15 protein-coding genes are annotated in these 18,277 nt (G+C 61.8%); 5 read left to right on the forward strand and 10 right to left on the reverse strand.

All coding sequences use genetic code 11. The annotated features are described in order from the left end of the window. Positions 1-10 precede the first annotated feature (10 nt). Both gltA and ACERHN_RS20170 read left to right on the forward strand, forming a co-directional pair. On the forward strand, positions 11-1,306 hold the full coding sequence (gene gltA / locus ACERHN_RS20165) for a citrate synthase (RefSeq protein WP_415920794.1): 1,296 nt from the start codon (positions 11-13) through the stop codon (positions 1,304-1,306). A 137-nt stretch (positions 1,307-1,443) separates the two neighbouring features. Then, the gene (locus tag ACERHN_RS20170) at positions 1,444-2,259 is read left to right on the forward strand and encodes a calcium-binding protein (RefSeq protein WP_415920795.1); all 816 of its coding nucleotides are present in this window, start codon (positions 1,444-1,446) and stop codon (positions 2,257-2,259) included. Here the strand turns inward: ACERHN_RS20170 and ACERHN_RS20175 are convergent. The 10 genes from ACERHN_RS20175 to ACERHN_RS20220 form a co-directional block, all read right to left on the reverse strand. Next, positions 2,256-3,032, reverse strand: coding sequence for an enoyl-CoA hydratase-related protein (locus tag ACERHN_RS20175; protein ID WP_415920796.1), 777 nt, complete (start codon positions 3,030-3,032; stop codon positions 2,256-2,258). The two genes, ACERHN_RS20170 and ACERHN_RS20175, sit on opposite strands and share 4 nt — an antisense overlap. 67 nt (positions 3,033-3,099) lie before the next feature. Next, positions 3,100-3,555: a cytochrome c-type biogenesis protein CcmH gene (locus tag ACERHN_RS20180; RefSeq protein ID WP_415920797.1), complete on the reverse strand. Its 456-nt coding sequence runs from the start codon at positions 3,553-3,555 to the stop codon at positions 3,100-3,102. Further along, positions 3,552-5,513 carry a heme lyase CcmF/NrfE family subunit gene (locus ACERHN_RS20185; RefSeq protein WP_415920798.1) on the reverse strand — a complete coding sequence of 654 codons (1,962 nt, stop codon included), beginning with the start codon at positions 5,511-5,513 and terminating at the stop codon, positions 3,552-3,554. Before ACERHN_RS20185 ends, ACERHN_RS20180 begins: the two co-directional genes overlap by 4 nt. A 147-nt stretch (positions 5,514-5,660) precedes the next feature. Then, positions 5,661-6,233, reverse strand: a complete 573-nt coding sequence (locus ACERHN_RS20190; RefSeq protein ID WP_415920799.1) for a holin family protein — start codon at positions 6,231-6,233, stop codon at positions 5,661-5,663. After that, positions 6,224-6,835, reverse strand: a complete 612-nt coding sequence (locus ACERHN_RS20195) for a holin-associated N-acetylmuramidase (protein ID WP_415920800.1) — start codon at positions 6,833-6,835, stop codon at positions 6,224-6,226. The genes ACERHN_RS20190 and ACERHN_RS20195 overlap by 10 nt, the downstream gene beginning before the upstream one ends. A gap of 75 nt (positions 6,836-6,910) precedes the next feature. Beyond that, complete coding sequence (gene ccmE / locus ACERHN_RS20200; protein ID WP_415920801.1) at positions 6,911-7,354, reverse strand: cytochrome c maturation protein CcmE; 444 nt, start codon at positions 7,352-7,354, stop codon at positions 6,911-6,913. A 6-nt stretch (positions 7,355-7,360) separates the two neighbouring features. Further along, on the reverse strand, positions 7,361-8,389 hold the full coding sequence (gene argC, locus ACERHN_RS20205; protein ID WP_415920802.1) for an N-acetyl-gamma-glutamyl-phosphate reductase: 1,029 nt from the start codon (positions 8,387-8,389) through the stop codon (positions 7,361-7,363). Between the two features lie 30 nt (positions 8,390-8,419). Beyond that, the gene (locus ACERHN_RS20210; protein WP_415920803.1) at positions 8,420-9,229 is read right to left on the reverse strand and encodes a glutamate racemase; all 810 of its coding nucleotides are present in this window, start codon (positions 9,227-9,229) and stop codon (positions 8,420-8,422) included. Positions 9,230-9,237: 8 nt separating this feature from the next. Beyond that, entirely contained in the window at positions 9,238-10,119 is an 882-nt protein-coding gene (locus ACERHN_RS20215; protein WP_415920804.1) for a lysophospholipid acyltransferase family protein, read from the reverse strand. An 86-nt stretch (positions 10,120-10,205) separates the two neighbouring features. After that, complete coding sequence (locus tag ACERHN_RS20220; RefSeq protein WP_415920805.1) at positions 10,206-13,613, reverse strand: indolepyruvate ferredoxin oxidoreductase family protein; 3,408 nt, start codon at positions 13,611-13,613, stop codon at positions 10,206-10,208. Positions 13,614-13,830: 217 nt separating this feature from the next. On the opposite strand from ACERHN_RS20220, the gene ACERHN_RS20225 reads away from it, so the two are divergent. From ACERHN_RS20225 to ACERHN_RS20235, 3 genes are all read left to right on the forward strand, one after another. Then, on the forward strand, positions 13,831-14,688 hold the full coding sequence (locus ACERHN_RS20225) for a hypothetical protein (protein WP_415920806.1): 858 nt from the start codon (positions 13,831-13,833) through the stop codon (positions 14,686-14,688). A gap of 70 nt (positions 14,689-14,758) precedes the next feature. Then, positions 14,759-15,664: a LysR family transcriptional regulator gene (locus ACERHN_RS20230; RefSeq protein ID WP_415920807.1), complete on the forward strand. Its 906-nt coding sequence runs from the start codon at positions 14,759-14,761 to the stop codon at positions 15,662-15,664. A 286-nt stretch (positions 15,665-15,950) separates the two neighbouring features. Beyond that, the gene (locus tag ACERHN_RS20235; protein ID WP_415920808.1) at positions 15,951-18,257 is read left to right on the forward strand and encodes a mechanosensitive ion channel domain-containing protein; all 2,307 of its coding nucleotides are present in this window, start codon (positions 15,951-15,953) and stop codon (positions 18,255-18,257) included. The last annotated feature ends 20 nt before the right edge of the window (positions 18,258-18,277 follow it).

Genomic DNA, 18,277 nt, shown 5'->3' on the forward strand with positions numbered 1-18,277 from the left:
GAAGACACCTATGGCCGACGCTCCCAAATCCGCGACACTGACGATTGGCGACAACAGTTACGACCTGCCGATCCATTCGCCCACCGCAGGTCCCGACGTTGTCGACATTCGCAAGCTCTATGGGCAGGCGGGTGTGTTCACCTATGACCCCGGCTTTACCTCGACGGCAAGCTGCGACAGCACGATCACCTTTATCGACGGTGACGAAGGTGTGCTGCTGCACCGCGGCTATCCCATCGACCAGTTGGCGAGCAAATCGCACTATCTCGAAGTGTGCTACCTGCTGCTTTACGGCAACCTGCCGTCGGCCGCGCAGCTCGAAGAATTCGAGAGCCTGGTGACAAACCACACCATGCTGCACGAACAGATGCAGTATTTCTATCGCGGGTTCCGCCGGGACGCGCACCCGATGGCCATCATGACTGGCGTCGTGGGGGCAATGTCCGCCTTCTATCACGACAGCACCGACATCCACGACGCGCACCAACGCGAGGTCGCCTCGATCCGCCTGATCGCGAAGATGCCGACCATTGCCGCATGGGCCTACAAATTCTCCATTGGCCAGCCGTTTGTCTATCCGCGCAATGATCTGGACTATGCGTCGAACTTCCTGCGCATGTGCTTTGCCGTGCCTGCCGAAGATTACGAGGTCAACCCGATCCTCAGCCGCGCGATGGACCGCATCTTCACCCTGCACGCGGATCACGAACAGAACGCATCGACCTCCACCGTGCGTCTGGCGTCGTCCTCCGGGGCCAACCCGTTTGCCTGTATCGCCGCCGGTATCGCCTGCCTCTGGGGTCCGGCGCATGGCGGTGCGAACCAGGCCTGCCTTGAGATGCTCAAGGAGATCGGCACACCGGACCGCATCCCCGAATACATCGCCCGCGCCAAGGACAAGGAGGATCCGTTCCGCCTGATGGGCTTTGGGCACCGCGTCTACAAGAACTTTGACCCCCGCGCGACGGTGATGAAACAGTCCGCGGACGAAGTGCTGGACTTGTTGGGTGTCGAGAACAACCCGGTGCTGGCTGTGGCCAAGGAACTGGAAGCGGCGGCGCTGGCCGATCCGTATTTCTCCGAGAAAAAGCTGTTCCCGAATGTCGACTTCTATTCCGGTGTCATCCTCGAAGCGATGGGCTTCCCGACGTCGATGTTCACGCCGATCTTTGCGCTGTCGCGCACGGTGGGCTGGATCAGCCAGTGGAAAGAGATGATCGCAGATCCACAGAACAAGATCGGTCGTCCGCGCCAGCTGTATCAAGGCGAGACCACGCGCGACTATGTGGATATCGAGAACCGGTAATCACACCCGATTTATGGCCTGAATTCAGGCAATTCTGCGGCATTGTTCACCACATGTGGACAATGCCGCAGGTCATTTGACGCCCCTTTGCATCACCTGTTAACGATACTCCAACAACCATCGGGGGATTGGATAACATGATCGGTTTTGCACTGCTCGGGCTGCTTGGCGTGGCGTTGATTGTCAACCTTGTGGACGATGATGACGACGCCACAGCAAGCAACGCGGGCGATGACGTCGTCACCGGTTCTGCAGACACGGACATCATTGACGCCGGTGCCGGAGACGACACGGTATTCGCCGAAGGCGGCGACGATCTCGTGCTGGCCGGAGACGGTGATGACGACGTCTTCGGCAATGCCGGGGACGATCTGATCGTCGGTGGCGCAGGTGATGACCTGCTGCGCGGCGGCAGCGAAGATGACCTGCTCACCGCGGACGCCGGAAATGACACGCTGTTCGGCGATTCGGGCGACGACGTGCTGGACGGCACGGACTTTGCCGACAACGAAGGCATCGTGCAGGCCACGATTGCCAAGGGTGCCGAGCTGACCAACGCCGAGCTTGCCGCCTTTATCGACCTCACCAATGAGACCGGCGAAGCGGACACGCTTCAGGGCGGTTCCGGCAATGATGACATCATCGCGGGCAGCAATGATGTCGTCGAAACGGGTGTGGGCCAGGACGACGTTATTGTCGGTGACTGGGTGATCCCAGGCGAACCCGTCCAGGTCACGGATTTCAATCCGAACCAGGATGCGATCGTCTACAATTTTGTCGGGGCAACACCGCCGACGGTGTTCTTTGGCGAAGCCGATGATGGGACTGCAACGCTGGAAATCGCCGTGTCGAACACCGAAAATCAGGTTATCGCGGAACTCGCCAACGTCGATTTCCTTGATCTCAGCGCCGCCAACAATCTGGTCATCGTGCAGGCGACGCCGCTCGCTTAACGCCCCTCGAAACCGGGTTTGCGCTTTTCCACGAAGGCCAGCACGCCTTCGCGGAAATCGCGGGTCTTGCCGCAGGCGCCCTGTTCGGTCGCCTCGGACGCCAATTGGCCTTCGAGGTCATTGTCCCAGCTGCCCCGGATCACGCGTTTGACGGCGGCAAATGCCTGTGTCGGACCGGTGGCGAGGTGTGTCGCGCGCGCGTGCCAGCGGGCGGCGAATTCGTCGTCCGGCACCGCTTCCCAGATCATGCCCCACGCATCCGCATCACGGGCTGAAATCTTGTCCGCGAACAGCGCGGCGCCCATCGCCTTGGCCATGCCCATGGTGCGTGGCATCACATAGGTGCCGCCCGCATCCGGGATCAGACCAATGCGCGTAAAGGCCTGCAGGAAAAACGCGCTGTCGGCGGCGATGACCACATCGCAGGACAGCGCAAGGTTCGCCCCTGCCCCCGCCGCGGCGCCGTTGACGGCCGCGATGGTCGGCACGGGGCATGCGATAATCGCCTCCAGCATGGGCTGGTATTCGTCGCGCAACGTGCGCTCCAGATCAAGGTTGGCGGCGTTTGCGCGGTCGCCAAGGTCCTGCCCGGAACAAAACGCCCGTCCCGCGCCGGTCAGCACGACCACCCGCGCGTCCTTGCCACCCGCCTTGACGGCATGGGTGATCTCTGCCCGCATCTGCGTGCTGAGCGCGTTCATCACGTCAGGCCGGTTCAGCGTGACCGTGGCGATGCCATCGGCAAGTTCATAAGTGATTGTCTGGTAATCCATGGCAGCCTCCGCGCGTGCATGGCCCTGCATACCAAACCGTTCGGTTCAGAAAAGCCCAAACGCGAGGTTACTCGTCCATAATCTCGCGCAATCGGCGCGCTTCTGCTGCGTTCAGCGCGGATTCGGTTGGTGCGGGGGCCGCGTTTCGCCCGCGCAGATAGGTGACACCAACCCCAAGTGCGATCAGCAGCATCAATGGCCCCGCTGCCCAAAGCAGCCAGTTCGCCCCGCTGGTGCGCGGTGTCATCAGGACAAACTCGCCATAGCGTTCCACAAAGAAATCCATGACCTCATCGCGTGTCTTGCCGGCGGCCACCTGTTCGCGGATCACCTGACGCGCCTCCACGGCCCATGTGGCGTTGGACGAGGCCACCGATTCCGATTGGCACACCACACAGCGCAACGCGTGATCCAATGCGCGCGCCTCGGCTTCAAGCGCCGGATCCTCCAGCATCTCTGACGGGTCCAGCGCGAGGGCGAGCCCCGCCAGCGCAAACCACCATATCGCCGCCAGCCGGATCATTCCGCAGGCACCCCCTGCAGCACCTTGCGCGCTCCGGCGGCTACGCGGAACCGCCGGTCGCTCAGGCTCAGGAACCCGCCCAACGACATCAACGCACAGCCGATCCAGATCCACGCCGTCAGCGGCTTGATATAGGTGCGCACGGCCCAACCCCCGTCCTGTTGCGGATCACCGATCACCACATAGACGTCACGCGCCAGATTATAGTCGATCCCGGCCTCGGTCGTGGGCATCTGTGCCACCGGGTAAATCCGCTTCTCGGGACGCAGTTGGGCGATTTCCTTGCCGTTCTGTTCAAGGGTGACAAAGCCCATCGTGGACAGATAATTCGGTCCTTCGACCTCACGCACATCGTCGAGGGTCAGGGTATAGCCGCTGACCTCGAACGGCTCACCAATCTGCGCCACACGGATGTCCTCGGACTGCCACGAGGTGATCCCAGCCACGCCCAGCATGGTGACCCCGAGGCCCGCATGCGCCACCGCCTTGCCCCAATCGGCCCGCGGCAGGCGCAGCAATCGACCCGCGTCAAACCGCTTGCCCGTGCGCGAGGCGAGATCCACCATCGCCCCCATCACCAGCCACGCTCCCAGAAACGCGCCCATCGGCCCGATCAGGCTGCGCCCCGTGTTCATTGCCCAAGCGAGCCCGCCAAAGGCGAGCGCCAGCACAAAGGCAAAGCGCAAGGGCCGCGCCGCACGGCTGACCAGCGCGCGCTTCCACGGCATCATCGCGCCCACGGGCAGGATCAGGCCCAGCACCACCATGAACGGCGTAAACGCCATGTTGAAGAACGGCGGCCCCACGCTCAGCTTGCGGTCAAAGAACATCTCCGCCACCAGCGGCCACATCGTGCCCACAAAGACTACGAAACAGCTCACCGCAAGCAGCAGGTTGTTGGCCAGCAGCGCGCTCTCGCGGCTCACGATGCCAAACACGCCTTTCGCCTCCATCGTATGCGCCCGCAGCGCAAACAGGATCAGCGCGCCGCCCATAAAGAACCCCATGATCATCAGGATGAACACACCCCGTTCCGGGTCATTGGCAAAGGCATGTACCGAGGTCAAAAGACCCGACCGCACAATGAATGTCCCGATCAGCGAGAACCCAAAGGCCAGGATCGCCAGCAGGATGGTCCAGGATTTCAGCGCCTCGCGCTTTTCCACCACAATCGCCGAGTGCAGCAAAGCAGCCGCCAGAAGCCATGGCATAAAGGACGCGTTCTCCACCGGGTCCCAGAACCAGAACCCGCCCCAACCCAGCTCGTAATAGGCCCACCAGGACCCAAGCGCGATGCCGATGGTCAAAAACACCCACGCCGCCAGCGTCCAGGGCCGCACCCAACGGCCCCATGCCGCATCGACCCGCCCCTCGATCAGCGCCGCCACGGCAAAGGAAAACGCCATGCTCAGGCCCACATAACCGAGATACAGGAACGGCGGATGAAAGGCCAAACCGGGGTCCTGCAACAGCGGGTTCAGGTCCTGCCCGTCAAAGGGCGGCACCGCAAGCCGCACAAACGGGTTCGATGTAAACAGGATGAACGCGAGGAACGCCACGCCAATGGCCCCCTGTACCGCCAGAACCCGGGCCCGCATCGTGGGCGGCAGATTGCCCCCAAACCACGCCGCCATCGCCCCAAAGAGCGCTACAATCAGAACCCAAAGCAACATGGATCCCTCGTGGTTGCCCCACGTGCCGGAAATCTTGTAGATCATCGGCTTGGCAGAATGACTATTCAAAACAACAAGTTGCAGCGAAAAGTCCGATACGACAAACGCCCACATCAGCGCACCGAAGGAAAACGCGATCAACAGGAACTGCGTCACCGCCGCAGGCTCCGCCATCGCCATCCATCCCGCATTGCGCCGCCACGCCCCGATCAGGGGCAACGTGGACTGCAAAATGGCCACTGCAAAGGCGAGGATAAGGGCGAAATGTCCGAGTTCTGTCAGCATGGACCTGTTATAGGCGCACGCGCGCCACAAGACCATCCGGTCAGCCCATTTGTCGCATCACGTCGCTGTCAGGATCCCCGTCTCTGTTCCAGAAAATCCCGGGGGAGGCCGCAGGCCGGGGGCAGAGCCCTCAATCCCACGATCAGATCATGCCGCCCGCCGCCACTCTTCGAGCGCGGGGTTCAGATCCGGCACAACCGCCGCCACGCTCAATCCCGCATCCGCGCCCGTATCGGCCGCACCCACACTGTCCGCGCGCATCCTGCGCAAGGCGGCCACATTCTCCATCACCTGCGGCACATGCGCCATGGTGGCCACGATCTCGCGCTGGAACTGCTGTGATTTCACCTGATGTCGCGCACCGAAATAGAACGACACAATCACCCCCAGCAGCCACCAGAGCGGCTCCGGCACCAGTGCGATCCCCTGCATCCGTTCCGCAAACCAGAGCGGTGCCACCATCGCCGACACGAACAATCCCAGCGTGCCCAGGGCGAGCGCCGGGCGCGGCAACCGGTTCACGCCGTCCATCAGCCGGTCAAATCCCCCCTGACGCGGGATTTCGAACTCGCGGGCATAGGCCTGCATGGCTTCGCTCTGGATCTGACGCGTGCGCTCGGCCCCGGCTTCGGCGTTTTCGCGGAACACTTCTACGGTGTCCTTGACCACATTCCGATTGCCCCCAAACAGCAGCGTGAACATCCGTTCGATCATCCCCATGACGCGATCCTCCGACCAAAGTCCTCCTGGCTCATGTGAAAACGGGGCGCGATGAACTCTTCGGCCCGCTTGATCCAGCCCCCTTTTCCACCCGCCCGCGTGCGGGCATATTTCCGGCTGGCCGGACGCCGATCCGCGATGCGAAAGTAATAGTTCCGCCGCGCAATCCCGTAGGCATCCACCAGATGACCCGGTGCCGCGCGCCACGCCGCATGGGCCGCACCGATGCTTTGCGGGCCCAACGCACCATCGACAACGCAAGGGTGCCCCATCTCGGTCAGCAACCGCTGCAGGATCTTGATCGCATTGCTTCCTGCGTTGACATACATGTCGAACACTGTCGCGTGCAGCGGCTCGGGCAGCTCACCGATACGGGGCCGGATAAAGTAATGATCGACGAAAATCTCGATCGCCTGCGCCCGGCTCAACTGCCGCACATCCGCCGCGTCAATGTCGCCATCCCGGTCCAGGTCAAGACCCAGACGGCGCATCGTGTGGATGGTCACCCCGAAATTCGTGGCCCCGCCCGGATCGTCAGGATCGTTCACGTAACCGCCTTCGCGGCGTACAATTTCTGTCGCTATGTCGTGCCCGCTTTGCATCTGTGGCCCCTTCGCCTCGGTCGCAGGGGTCACAATGATGCAATCTCGGTTAACGGGGCTTAACCCCAGCGTGCGCTAGGTCTCGGGCTCTTTGTAGACGCCCTGTTCCTTGAGCGCGTCAACCACCTCGGCGGGCATGTAGGTTTCGTCATGTTTGGCAAGAATTTCAGTGGCTTCAAAGACGCCGTTCACGTAACGTCCCGTGCCCACCATGCCTTCGTTCTCGGTGAACAGGTCCGGCAACACGCCGGTATAAACCACGGGCACCGTGGCACCGCCATCCGTCACTTCGAACCGGATCGATTCGCCTTGCCCGCGCACAATCGACCCTTCGGCCACCAGCCCACCGATGCGAAACACCTCAGACGGGCCCGGCGGTTCGGCGATGATCTGGCTGGGCGCGCGGAAAAAGTTGATGCCGTCCCGCATCGCATAGCCAATCAGCGCCGTAGAGGCCGTGAGCACCACGGCCGCCAAGGCGATGATCTGTATACGTCTCTGTTTCTTCAGGCTTTTCATGCGCACTCAAGGGAAAAGCGGAGCCATCATCAACCCCTCGGTCTCTTCAATACCTAACATCAGATTGGCGTTTTGCAACGCCTGGCCCGATGACCCTTTGGTGAGATTGTCGAGCGATGCGACGACGATTGTACGACCCGGCAACCGGTCCGCAGCAACACCGATATGGCAAAAGTTCGAGCCGCGCGTATGCCGCGTGCTGGGCGTCTCGCTAAATGGCAGCACTTCGATGAACACTTCATCGGCATAGGCTGCGGTCAGTGTCTCATGCACCACCTGCGGATCGCCTTTGACGTAAGCCGTGCCGAGGATGCCGCGATTAGCGGGGATCAGGTGCGGCTGGAACTGGATACGCACGTCCCGCCCCGCCACCTTGGAAAACTCCTGATCAAACTCGCCCAGATGCCGGTGCGTGCCGCCAAGCGCATAGGCGTGATACCCCTCGCTCAACTCCGCGTGCAGCAGGTTTTCCTTGAGCGCGCGACCCGCCCCCGACACCGCTGCCTTCAGATCCAGAATGATCTCATCGAGATCAATCACACCCGCCGCAATCAGGGGACGCAGCGCAAACTGCCCCGTCGCCGCGTTGCAGCCCGTGCCCGCAACCAACCGCGCCTGCGCAATCTCGCTCCGGTAGAACTCGGTGAGCCCGTACACGGCCTCGCCCTGCATCCCGACCGCGCTGTGGGGATTGCCGTACCACTTTTCATATTCCGCCGGGTCCTCCAGCCGGAAATCCGCGCTCAGGTCCACAATCCGCAGATCGCGCGGCAGGCCCGAAATCACCTCCTGGCTGGTCTTGTGCGGCAGCGCGCAAAACGCCAGATCAATGCCGCTCCAGTCGATCTGATCGAATGCGACCAGGGACGGCAGATCCAGGTGACGCAGGTGCGGAAAGACCTGCGAAACCGTTTGACCCGCTTTGGAATGCGCGCCCAAAGCCTTGATTTCAATTGAGGAATGACCGGCAAGCAGCCGGATCAGTTCGGCCCCGGTATAGCCAGAGGCGCCGAGGATGGCGATGGAATGTGTCATGTGTCTACGTCTCGGAAAATAGGTGTCAGATCAGGCGGCTTCGAACGTGATCTGTCGTCGCAAGAACTGGGTCGCGCGCTGGCTCACCTTGGCTGGATTGCCCGTTGTCATATAGGCGGACGTGCCCCCGCCGATCTTGTCCGGGTGGCGGTCGAGGTAATCGGCAAGGCTCTCGCCCACCAGCCCCGCCTGGCTAAACACCTTTACGCCCGCGCCAAGCGCGTCCTGAAATTGGTCCTGCATCAGCGGATAATGGGTGCAGCCCAGAATGGCGGCCTGCGGCTCCGGCATCTTGCGTTTGAGCGCATCGACATGTGACCGCACCAAAGCATCGGCCAGGATCATATCGCCATCCTCGATCGCATCCACGACGCCGCCACAGGCCTGCGCCTCAACGTCGACGCCAATGGCGCGGAACGCCAGTTCACGCTGAAACGCGCGGGACGCCACCGTGGCAGGCGTCGCAAACAGCGCCACATGTTTCACGGCAACCTCGCGCGGGGGCGAATTGTCGCCCCACTGCCGCTCTGTCAGCGCTTCGATCAGGGGCACGAACACACCCAGCACCCGCTTGCCTTCGGGGATCCACCCCTCCTGCATCCGCCGCAGTGCTGCCGCCGACGCGGTATTGCACGCCAGGATCACCAGATCACAGCCCGCATCAAAGAGCCGCTGCACCGCACGACACGTCAGGTCATAGATATCGTCGGCCGTCCGCACGCCATAAGGCGCATTGGCGCTGTCGGCGAGATACACGAACTCGACGTCCGGCAGACGCTTTTGCGCTGCCTCCAGAACGGTCAACCCGCCCAGTCCGGAATCAAAAATGCCTACCGCCATGGTCCGCCCTACGTGCGATGCCGTTCTTCGAATTCATAGCCCAGATCAAACAGTTTGACCGGGTTCGGGTTCAGCTCATACGTGGCTTTGCGCAGGAACTCCATCATCTGTTTGGGATCCTGCGCCATCGGGTCGAGCACATCGCGGCCAATCGGCTCTCCGATCACGACCTTTACGGGCGTATCGACGCGCTTCTTGAATTCCTTGATCAGCAGGCCAAGCCGCAAGGTGTTGGACAGATGGCTCGCGATCTGGAACAGGCGGCTGGTGTGGCCATCGAAATACATCGGCACCACGGTCGCATCCGATTTGGCCACCATGCGCGCCGTGAAACTGCGCCAACCGGGATCCATGGGGCGCGAAAACGGCTTGGCCGCGGTGCTGACCGTACCGCCGGGGAAAATGCCGATGGCCCCGCCCGCCCCCAGATACCGCAGCGCTTCCTTGCGGGTGGCGATGTTCATCGCCATCGCCTCGCGGTCCTCATCAAAGCTGATGGGCAGGAGCACGCGGTTCAGCTCCTCGGCCTTTTTGAAGACCGAATTTGCCATGATCCGGAAATCGCCCCGCACCGTGGACAGGATATGGCCCATCGTCAGACCGTCGAGGATGCCATAGGGGTGATTTGCGATCAAAATCAGGGGCTTGTCCGTGGGAATATTCGACAGGCTGCCGCCCACGACCTCAAGGCTCAACCCGTACCGTTCGATCATGACAGCCCAGAAATCGCGGCCCGCCGCGACTTCGTCTTCGTAGCCTTCGGCCCGTTTGATCAGCCGCAACCGACCCGTCGTGTTCTCCAGAATGCGGATCACGGCGCGCCCGCCTTTGGTCTCCGCCGAATGAGCGTAGGAGATTTCGCGGGCGATCTGGCGTTTGCGATTTGGCATCGGAATTCCGAAGGTGTCTGTGACTGAGCGCTATGTAATGGACCCGGGCCATCCTGCCTAGTCTTTGTAACCGGTATGCGACGCCATCACTCAGCCGCCTGTGCCGTGGTTTCGCCGCCCGCGCGAATGACGCTCAGCAGTTCTTCGCGGCGCTTGGCGGCCTTGGCCTCGTTCGCGGCCTTGACGGGACCGAAGCCGCGAATTTGCAAGGGCAACTCGGCCAGGGCGATGATCGCATCCCGCGTGGCGGGGCTCAGCATGGACAAAACCGCGCGCATATCCGCCTCGTATTGCTTGATCAGCGCGCGCTCCATCCGCCGCTCTTCTGTCCGTCCAAACGGATCAAGCGGCGTACCGCGCAACCCCTTGAGACGCGCCAGCAGGCGGAAATTGCGCATCATACTGGGCCCGTATTCCTTTTTCACCGGGCGCCCGTCCGGGCCTGTCTTCGACAGCATCGGCGGGGCAAGGTGGAATTTCATGGTGAAATCGCCATCGAACGTGTCGCGCGCCTTGGCTTCGGTTTCGAGATGGAGGCGGGCGACCTCGTATTCGTCTTTGTAGGCCAGCAGCTTGTGATAGCCCTTGGCCACCGCTTCGCGCAGGGCATCGTCCTGGATCCCGTCCACGACCTTGCGATAGCGTTTGGCAAGCCGCTTGGATTGATACTTGGTCAGGTGATCCGCGCGAAAGGCGATCTTGTCCTCCAGCGATTTGGGCAACTGCACCACTTTGGGTTCCGCCAGACGCGCGGCGTCTTCGGGGTGCAGCACGGCCCAGCGACCGATGTCAAAGGCGCGCAGGTTCTTTTCCACTGCCGCCCCGTTCAGCTCAATCGCCGCGCGGATGGACGCCAGCGACAGCGGCAGCAGCCCGCGTTGCCACGCCGCGCCAAACACCATCATGTTGGAAAAGATGCTGTCGCCCATGGTCACACGCGCCAGATCGGATGCATCGAACATATCCAACCGGTCCCGCATCCGCGCTTCGAGCGCGAGGGACAGCCGGTCCGTGGGCAGGCTGAATTCGGTGTCGCGGGTGAAATCACCGGTGATGATTTCGTGGCTGTTGACCACAGCGCCCGTGCGACCAGTGCTGGTCAGGCCCAGCGTCTTGGACCCCGCGCTCACCACCAGATCGCCCCCGATCAGCGCATCCGCCTCACCGGTGGCCACGCGGATGGCGCTGATATCGCCGGGCGTTTCGGCCAGACGGCAATGGATGTGCACCGCGCCGCCCTTTTGGGCCAGGCCCGCCATCTCCATCAGGCCGGCACCCTTGCCGTCGATATGTGCCGCCTGCGCCATCACGGCCCCGATGGTCACAACCCCGGTGCCGCCGACACCGGTGACAACCACGTTCCACGTGCCGTTGATCGCGGGCAGGTCAGGCTCCGGCAGATCCGGCAGATCCAGCGTGGCCGTCGCCGCCTTTTTCACCTGCGCGCCCTCGAGGGTCACGAAGGACGGGCAAAACCCTTTGAGGCAGGAAAAATCCTTGTTGCAGCTGGATTGATCAATCGCGCGTTTGCGGCCCAGCTCCGTCTCCACCGGCGTGATGGAGATACAGTTCGACTGCACCCCGCAATCGCCGCAGCCTTCGCAGACATCCGTGTTGATGAACACGCGCCGGTCCGGATCAGGGAACGTACCACGCTTGCGCCGCCTGCGCTTTTCCGCGGCGCATGTCTGGACATAGACGATGACCGAGACGCCTTCGGTCTTTGCAAACCGTTCCTGCACGGTTTGCAAATTGGCCCGCTCCTGCACGTCAACGCCGCTGGGGAAGCGGTCCACATCCACGTCTTCCTTGTCGTCATAGACGACCGCCACGTGGTCGCAGCCCATGGCGCGGACCTCATTCACGATGCGGTAGGGGCTGAGGTCGCCGTCATTCCCCTGCCCGCCCGTCATGGCAACCGCATCGTTGTAAAGCACCTTGTAGGTGATGTTCGTGCCAGCCGCCAAAGCGGCCCGGATCGCCTGCACGCCGGAATGATTGTACGTGCCATCACCGAGGTTCTGAAACACATGCGCGCGTTTGGAGAAATTGGCCTCCCCGATCCAGTTCGCCCCCTCGGCCCCCATATGTGTGTAGCCGGTGGTTTCCCGGTCCATCCACTGCACCATGTAATGGCACCCGATGCCCGCATAGGCGCGGCTGCCCTCGGGCACCTTGGTGGATGAGTTGTGCGGACACCCCGAGCAGAAATAAGGGATGCGCGCCGCGATCTCTTCGGCATTGTCGCTGCGGCGCGCCTCGTCCAGCGTGGCCATCCCGCCCTTGATCGCGTCGGTGTCGCGCCCCTCTTCGATCAGGATCTCGCCCAGCTTGGTGGCGATGTGGATAGGATCCAGCGCGCCGCGCGTCGGGAACAGCTCCTCTCCGGATGCGCCCTTGCGCCAGCCATAGACGCGGCGCCCCCGCCGGTCGTCGAAAATGGCCTCCTTGATTTGCACCTCGATCAACTTGCGCTTTTCCTCGACCACCACGATCAGGTCGAGCCCTTCGGCCCAGTCGTGGAACCCGCGCATATCCAGCGGGAAGGTCTGCCCGACCTTATAGGTCGTCAGCCCCAGCCGCTCGGCCTCCGCCGCGTCGATGCCCAAAAGGCTGAGCGCATGGACCAGATCGAGCCAGTTCTTGCCCGCCGCCACAAACCCGATCTTGGCCCCTGGCTTGCCCCAGACGCGCTTGTCCATCTTGTTGGCATGGGAAAACGCCTCTGCTGCGAAACGCTTATAGTCGATCATCCGCGCCTCTTGCGCGGTCGGATCATCCACCAGCCGGATGTTCAACCCGCCCTCGGGCATGTCGAATTCGGGCTGCACAAAGGTCAAACGGTGCGGGTTGCCGTCCACAACGGAGGTCGCCTCCACCGTGTCCTTCATCGTCTTGAGACCGACCCACAGGCCGGAGAACCGGCTGAGCTGCCACGCATAAAGACCGTAATCCATGATCTCCTGCACCCCCGCGGGTGAGACCACGGGCATATAGGCGTCGATCAGCGCCCATTCGGACTGGTGCAGCACGGTCGAACTTTCGCCCGTGTGATCGTCCCCCATGGCCACCACGACGCCGCCATGTTTCGACGTGCCCGCCATATTGGCGTGCTTGAATGCATCGCCCGTCCGGTCCACGCCCGGCCCCTTGCCGTACCACAGGCCAAAGACACCATCATGCGTCCCCTCGCCCCGCAACTCCGCCTGCTGCGCACCCCAGAGCGCCGTGGCGGCGAGATCTTCGTTCAGACCGGATTGAAAGGTGACGTCATGCGCGGCCAGCTGTTTCAGCGCCCGCGTCATTTGCATATCCACCGCCCCGAGCGGTGAGCCGCGATACCCGGTGACATAGCCGGCCGTGTTCAGCCCCGCAGCCATATCGCGCGCCTTTTGCATCAGCATCAGCCGCACCAGCGCCTGTGTGCCATTCAGAAGCACCGGGCTTTTGTCCAGATCATATCGGTCGTTGAGCGTGATCTTCTGCGTTGTCATCACTTGGCCTCCCTGCCGCGATCAGTGTTGCACAGATTTTGACTGATAATAGGTCACAATTGCTGACCTTACAAAGCAAATTTTTGTGCCTGCTTGCGCGCGGGCGGCAAACAGGTCCGGAAAACCCTACCCCCGGGCGGCCGAATAGAGCGCCGGGATAGAGGGTTACTCTCGTGAACTTCGCTTCATGATCCAGCCCTTCCGGAGACACAGACAGATGCCCGATAAAGACCCCCAAAACGGCACCACAGACGATGGTGCAGACGTTTTTGCCGACATGTTTGGCGACGACCCCGAATTTGTCGCGCAACTGAACGGAATGGAAACGGACAAGACCAAGTTCAATCAGCAGCTGTTCAAAAAGAACCGCGACAAGATTGCCGAAAAACTGGTCCGGACCGTCTACTACTCAAAGAGCTTTTTGAGCGATGAGTTCGAGCATGATTGGCTCATCCCGGCGAATGGTGGGATCATGACCAAGACCTCGTGCTTCAGTAAGCCGCGCGCGCCGGGCCAATGGTACAAGACCGATCTCGAACCCTATGGCCACGCCGGATCCGTTCAGGGCTGGAAGATGCATGTCGGCTGCCATCCCCTTGATTTGATTTCGTTCTTTACCACGATCGCGCCGCTCCTGAACAAACATAAGATCATGCACAAGTTTCACAGCTTTGCCACGCAATATGGCCATGAAGTCGGCCACAACGTCGCCTATGAAAAGGGCGAGGGCAAAACCTGTGTGATCTATCCCGACGACCCCAGACATCTGGTGCGAATCGTCAACCTGGTCGAGGCGGAGATCATCCGCGCCAATGCCAGATACATGGCGGACACCTCCGGCACGGTCGGGCCCGCATTCCGGCCCTATCCCGGCGGCGTGCCCGGCACCATGAATGTCGGGCGCACCGGGTTCATCGGCGTGCGCTATGGCGGGTTTGTCGGGCCGTTGCCCGATCACAGCCAGCTTTTTGATGTTCGCAAGCTCGAAGTCGTGCGTGATCCGCGTGGGCGCAACCCCTACCCCGACTTCATCACGTCCGTCCCGACGGAAATCCTGCACATCAAGGCGCGCTGAAACCCGTCTTTTGTGCCCTGCGCGGTCGATCACGGTTGAGACGCGCGCCCATTCGCGTAATGTGCGCCCGATGGACTGGGACAAACTTCGCATATTTCACGCCGTGGCGGACGCGGGCAGCCTGACGCATGCCGGGGATCGGTTGAACCTGAGCCAATCCGCGGTCAGCCGCCAGATCCGCGCACTGGAGGAATCGCTGAACGCGACCCTGTTTCACCGCCACGCGCGCGGGCTCATCCTGACCGAACAGGGTGAGTTGCTGTTCGATGCGACCTCGGCGATGAACAAACGTCTTGATGCCGCCTCTGCCCGGATCCGCGACAGCGAAGAAGAGGTGTTTGGCGACCTGCGGGTGACCACGACAATCGGCTTTGGCACCTTGTGGCTGGCGCCGCGGCTGGTCAAAATCTATGCACAATACCCCGATCTCCGGGTGGACCTGATGCTGGAGGAACGCGTGCTGGACCTGCCGATGCGCGAGGCCGACGTCGCCATCCGCATGAAGGAACCAAGCCAGGCTGATCTGATCCGCAAGCGGCTCATGACCGTGAAAATGCAGGTGTTCGCCACGCAGGCCTATCTGGAGGCCAACGGCACGCCACAATCGCTGGATGATCTCGCCCTGCACCGGCTGATCTGCCAGAGCACGAATGCCACCCAAGTGGGCGCAAGCGCCAGCTTGACCCAGCATCTGCTGACCTACGAGGTCAAATCGCTGCTCACCGTGAACAACTATTTCGGGGTGTTGCAGGCCGTGCTGCAGGACTTGGGCCTGGGGATTCTGCCGGACTATGTCTCGCTCGACGAAGACCGGCTTGTGCGGGTCCTGCCCGAGATCGAGTCGGCCGATGTGCCTGTTTTTTTGGCATACCCGGAAGAATTGCGGCACTCCAAGCGGATCGCTGCCTTTCGTGATTTCGTGCAGGAAGAGATCGTGGCGTACCGCAAAGGCCTGAAACAAAAGCAGATTGTCTGATTTTTAGGCAAAAGCTATGCATTCTGCGCATAACGGGCATGAAAAACGGGCAGCACACGCGCCTTGATTGTGCCCAGCGCCCTGACTAATTCGGGTGTTGAAGAGAGCGACGCGTTTCGCGTCATCTTCATACCTCCCTGTTGGACTTGGCCGAGCTTCGCGCTCGGCCTTTTTTTCGCGCCCCTCTTGCATCAAGCGGTGCCGACACGCACGGTGCCGTGCAATAAAGTGCCCAAACAGCGCGGCAAGACGCAGTTCACAAGGGCCAGGACGTCAGGGGGACACCGTGCGCAAATTCTTCGGTCTGTTTTTGATTCTGTGGCTCGGCCTTGCCGCAACACTGGCAACGGCGCAGTCTCTCGTGCCGGGCAGTGGCACAGAGGCAGAAGCCGTGCCCGCATTGCCCGATCCGCTGACCGAAGAGGCGGCGACCGCCCTGATGTCACGGCTCAGCGACAGTGAGGTGCGCGCGCTGCTGCTGGACCAGCTCAACGTGCAAGCCGCCGCAAACGCCGCAGAGGACGACGCGGACATCAACGACTTTGTCCACCACGCCACCACCGGCGCCTTTGAACAGATCACCATCGCCTTTCAACGCCTGCCGATCCTGTTCACCGAACAGGCGCGCGCGTTCAACAACTTTGGCAGCTTTGTGGGGGCCAATGGTCTGGTGTCGCTGGCGGGGTTCTTTGCGCTGGTGTTGATCGGTGCGTTTGCGATTGAACTGGTGTTCCGCCGTCTCGTGCGCGGCTGGCTTGTGCTGCCACCCAAGACCCAAGGCCAAACCGGTATCCGGGATGCAACCGTTCCCTTGGTCAAACGTCTGGTCGGCGAAATCGGCGCGGTGGCGGTCTTTATGGTGGCGGCGGCGATGATCAACCGGTTCGTCGTGCCCCCCTATTACCATCCGTTCATCTCGCTGGTGGGTCCGTGGCTCATTGCGTTGCCGCGCATGTCGATGGCGGTTGCGCGCTTTTTCATGGCGCCCAATGCGCCCGACTACCGCATTGTGTCGGCAACCACCGAAACCGCCCGGGCGATGGTCTTTCACATGTTTTGGCTGGGCATGGTCATCGGTCTGGGCCAGGTCATCGTGCCCTTCAACGTCGCCAACGGCGTGCCGGTGGGGGAAACCCGTATCGGGGCATGGATCAACTTTGCCGTCCACTTCTATGTCGCTGTGCTCTTTTGGCGCTACCGGAATGAGGCGGTTGAAATGATGCGCGGCGGGTATACCGATCTCAGCCCCGTCGAAGACTGGATCGCACGCGCGTACCCCTATTTCGGGATCCTCGTGTCCTTTGCCACCTGGTGGGTCGTGCAGATTGTCGTGAGTTACGGCAATTTCGGCCTGCTTGATGGCGTACCGCAATACAAGACCCTGGCGCTGCTGACCTTTGCGCCTGCGATGGACACCGCCATTCGCGGTCTTGTGCGCCACCTCGCCCCGCCCATGACGGGCGAAGGCCCCATTGCGGAGCGTGCGCATGTCTCGACCTTGCGGTCCTACATCCGCATCGGGCGCGTCGTTGTCTTTGGCCTTGTCCTGCTGTCTGTCGCCGGGTTCTGGGGCATGGACCCCACCAGCCTGGCAAGCGCGGGTGTGGGCGAGCGGGTCGCGGCCAACCTGATCGAGTTCCTGATGATCCTGTCGGTCGGATATCTGGTCTATGAAGTTGTCTCCCTGATCATCAATCGCAAGCTGGCAGCGGAACAGACGGCGGCGGGCTATGATCCCGAGAACGAGGAGATGGGCGGCGGCGATGGCGGCGGTGCGGGTGGGTCGCGCCTGTCGACGGTTTTGCCGCTGATCCTCGGCGTCAGCCGGGCCACCATCATCGTGGTGTTCCTGCTGCTGGGCCTGGGCAATATCGGGATCGACACCACGCCGCTCCTCGCGGGTGCCGGTATCGTTGGTCTGGCCATCGGCTTTGGTGCGCAAAAACTGGTGACGGACGTGGTGTCGGGTATCTTCTTTCTGGTCGATGATGCATTCCGCACAGGCGAATATGTCGAAGTGGACGGCACCATGGGCACGGTCGAGAAAATCTCGATCCGCTCCATGCAGCTGCGCCACCACCGCGGGCCCGTCCACACGCTGCCCTATGGTGAGATCCCCAAGATCACGAACTACTCCCGCGACTGGGTGATCATGAAGCTGCGCTTTACTGTGCCGTTCGGCACCGACCCCAACAAGGTCAAGAAGATCTTCAAATCCATCGGGGCCGAGATGATGGAAGACGAGTTGTTCAAGGACGACTTCCTGCAACCGTTCAAGTCACAGGGCGTTCTGGAATTTGACGACGTGGGCATCGTGATGCGCGGCAAGTTCATGGCCAAACCCGGCACGCAATTCACGATCCGCAAGGAATTGCTGACCCGTGTGAACCGCAAGTTCGAAGAGGCCGGCATTGATTTTGCCCGCCGCGAAGTGCGCGTGGCCATCCCCGGCCTTGATGAACATGACAAGCTGGACGACAACGGCAAGGCAACGGTGGCCGCCGCCGCAGCAGAGGCCGCGCAAACCGTTGTGGATCAGGCCGACGCCGCAGCCGCAGCCGGTGGATCAGGCGGGGGCAAGCCCGGCGACTGAGCATGATGCGCACACAAGGG

The sequence above is a fragment of the Tateyamaria rhodophyticola genome (assembly GCF_047777875.1).
In the GTDB taxonomy this organism is placed as follows: domain Bacteria; phylum Pseudomonadota; class Alphaproteobacteria; order Rhodobacterales; family Rhodobacteraceae; genus Tateyamaria.

Coding starts and splice junctions, on each gene's coding strand:
- gltA (WP_415920794.1), top strand. CDS start 11: ATGGCCGACGCTCCCAAATCCGCGACACTGACGATTGGCGACAACAGT.
- ACERHN_RS20170 (WP_415920795.1), top strand. CDS start 1,444: ATGATCGGTTTTGCACTGCTCGGGCTGCTTGGCGTGGCGTTGATTGTC.
- ACERHN_RS20175 (WP_415920796.1), bottom strand. CDS start 3,032: ATGGATTACCAGACAATCACTTATGAACTTGCCGATGGCATCGCCACG.
- ACERHN_RS20180 (WP_415920797.1), bottom strand. CDS start 3,555: ATGATCCGGCTGGCGGCGATATGGTGGTTTGCGCTGGCGGGGCTCGCC.
- ACERHN_RS20185 (WP_415920798.1), bottom strand. CDS start 5,513: ATGCTGACAGAACTCGGACATTTCGCCCTTATCCTCGCCTTTGCAGTG.
- ACERHN_RS20190 (WP_415920799.1), bottom strand. CDS start 6,233: ATGGGGATGATCGAACGGATGTTCACGCTGCTGTTTGGGGGCAATCGG.
- ACERHN_RS20195 (WP_415920800.1), bottom strand. CDS start 6,835: ATGCAAAGCGGGCACGACATAGCGACAGAAATTGTACGCCGCGAAGGC.
- ccmE (WP_415920801.1), bottom strand. CDS start 7,354: ATGAAAAGCCTGAAGAAACAGAGACGTATACAGATCATCGCCTTGGCG.
- argC (WP_415920802.1), bottom strand. CDS start 8,389: ATGACACATTCCATCGCCATCCTCGGCGCCTCTGGCTATACCGGGGCC.
- ACERHN_RS20210 (WP_415920803.1), bottom strand. CDS start 9,229: ATGGCGGTAGGCATTTTTGATTCCGGACTGGGCGGGTTGACCGTTCTG.
- ACERHN_RS20215 (WP_415920804.1), bottom strand. CDS start 10,119: ATGCCAAATCGCAAACGCCAGATCGCCCGCGAAATCTCCTACGCTCAT.
- ACERHN_RS20220 (WP_415920805.1), bottom strand. CDS start 13,613: ATGACAACGCAGAAGATCACGCTCAACGACCGATATGATCTGGACAAA.
- ACERHN_RS20225 (WP_415920806.1), top strand. CDS start 13,831: ATGCCCGATAAAGACCCCCAAAACGGCACCACAGACGATGGTGCAGAC.
- ACERHN_RS20230 (WP_415920807.1), top strand. CDS start 14,759: ATGGACTGGGACAAACTTCGCATATTTCACGCCGTGGCGGACGCGGGC.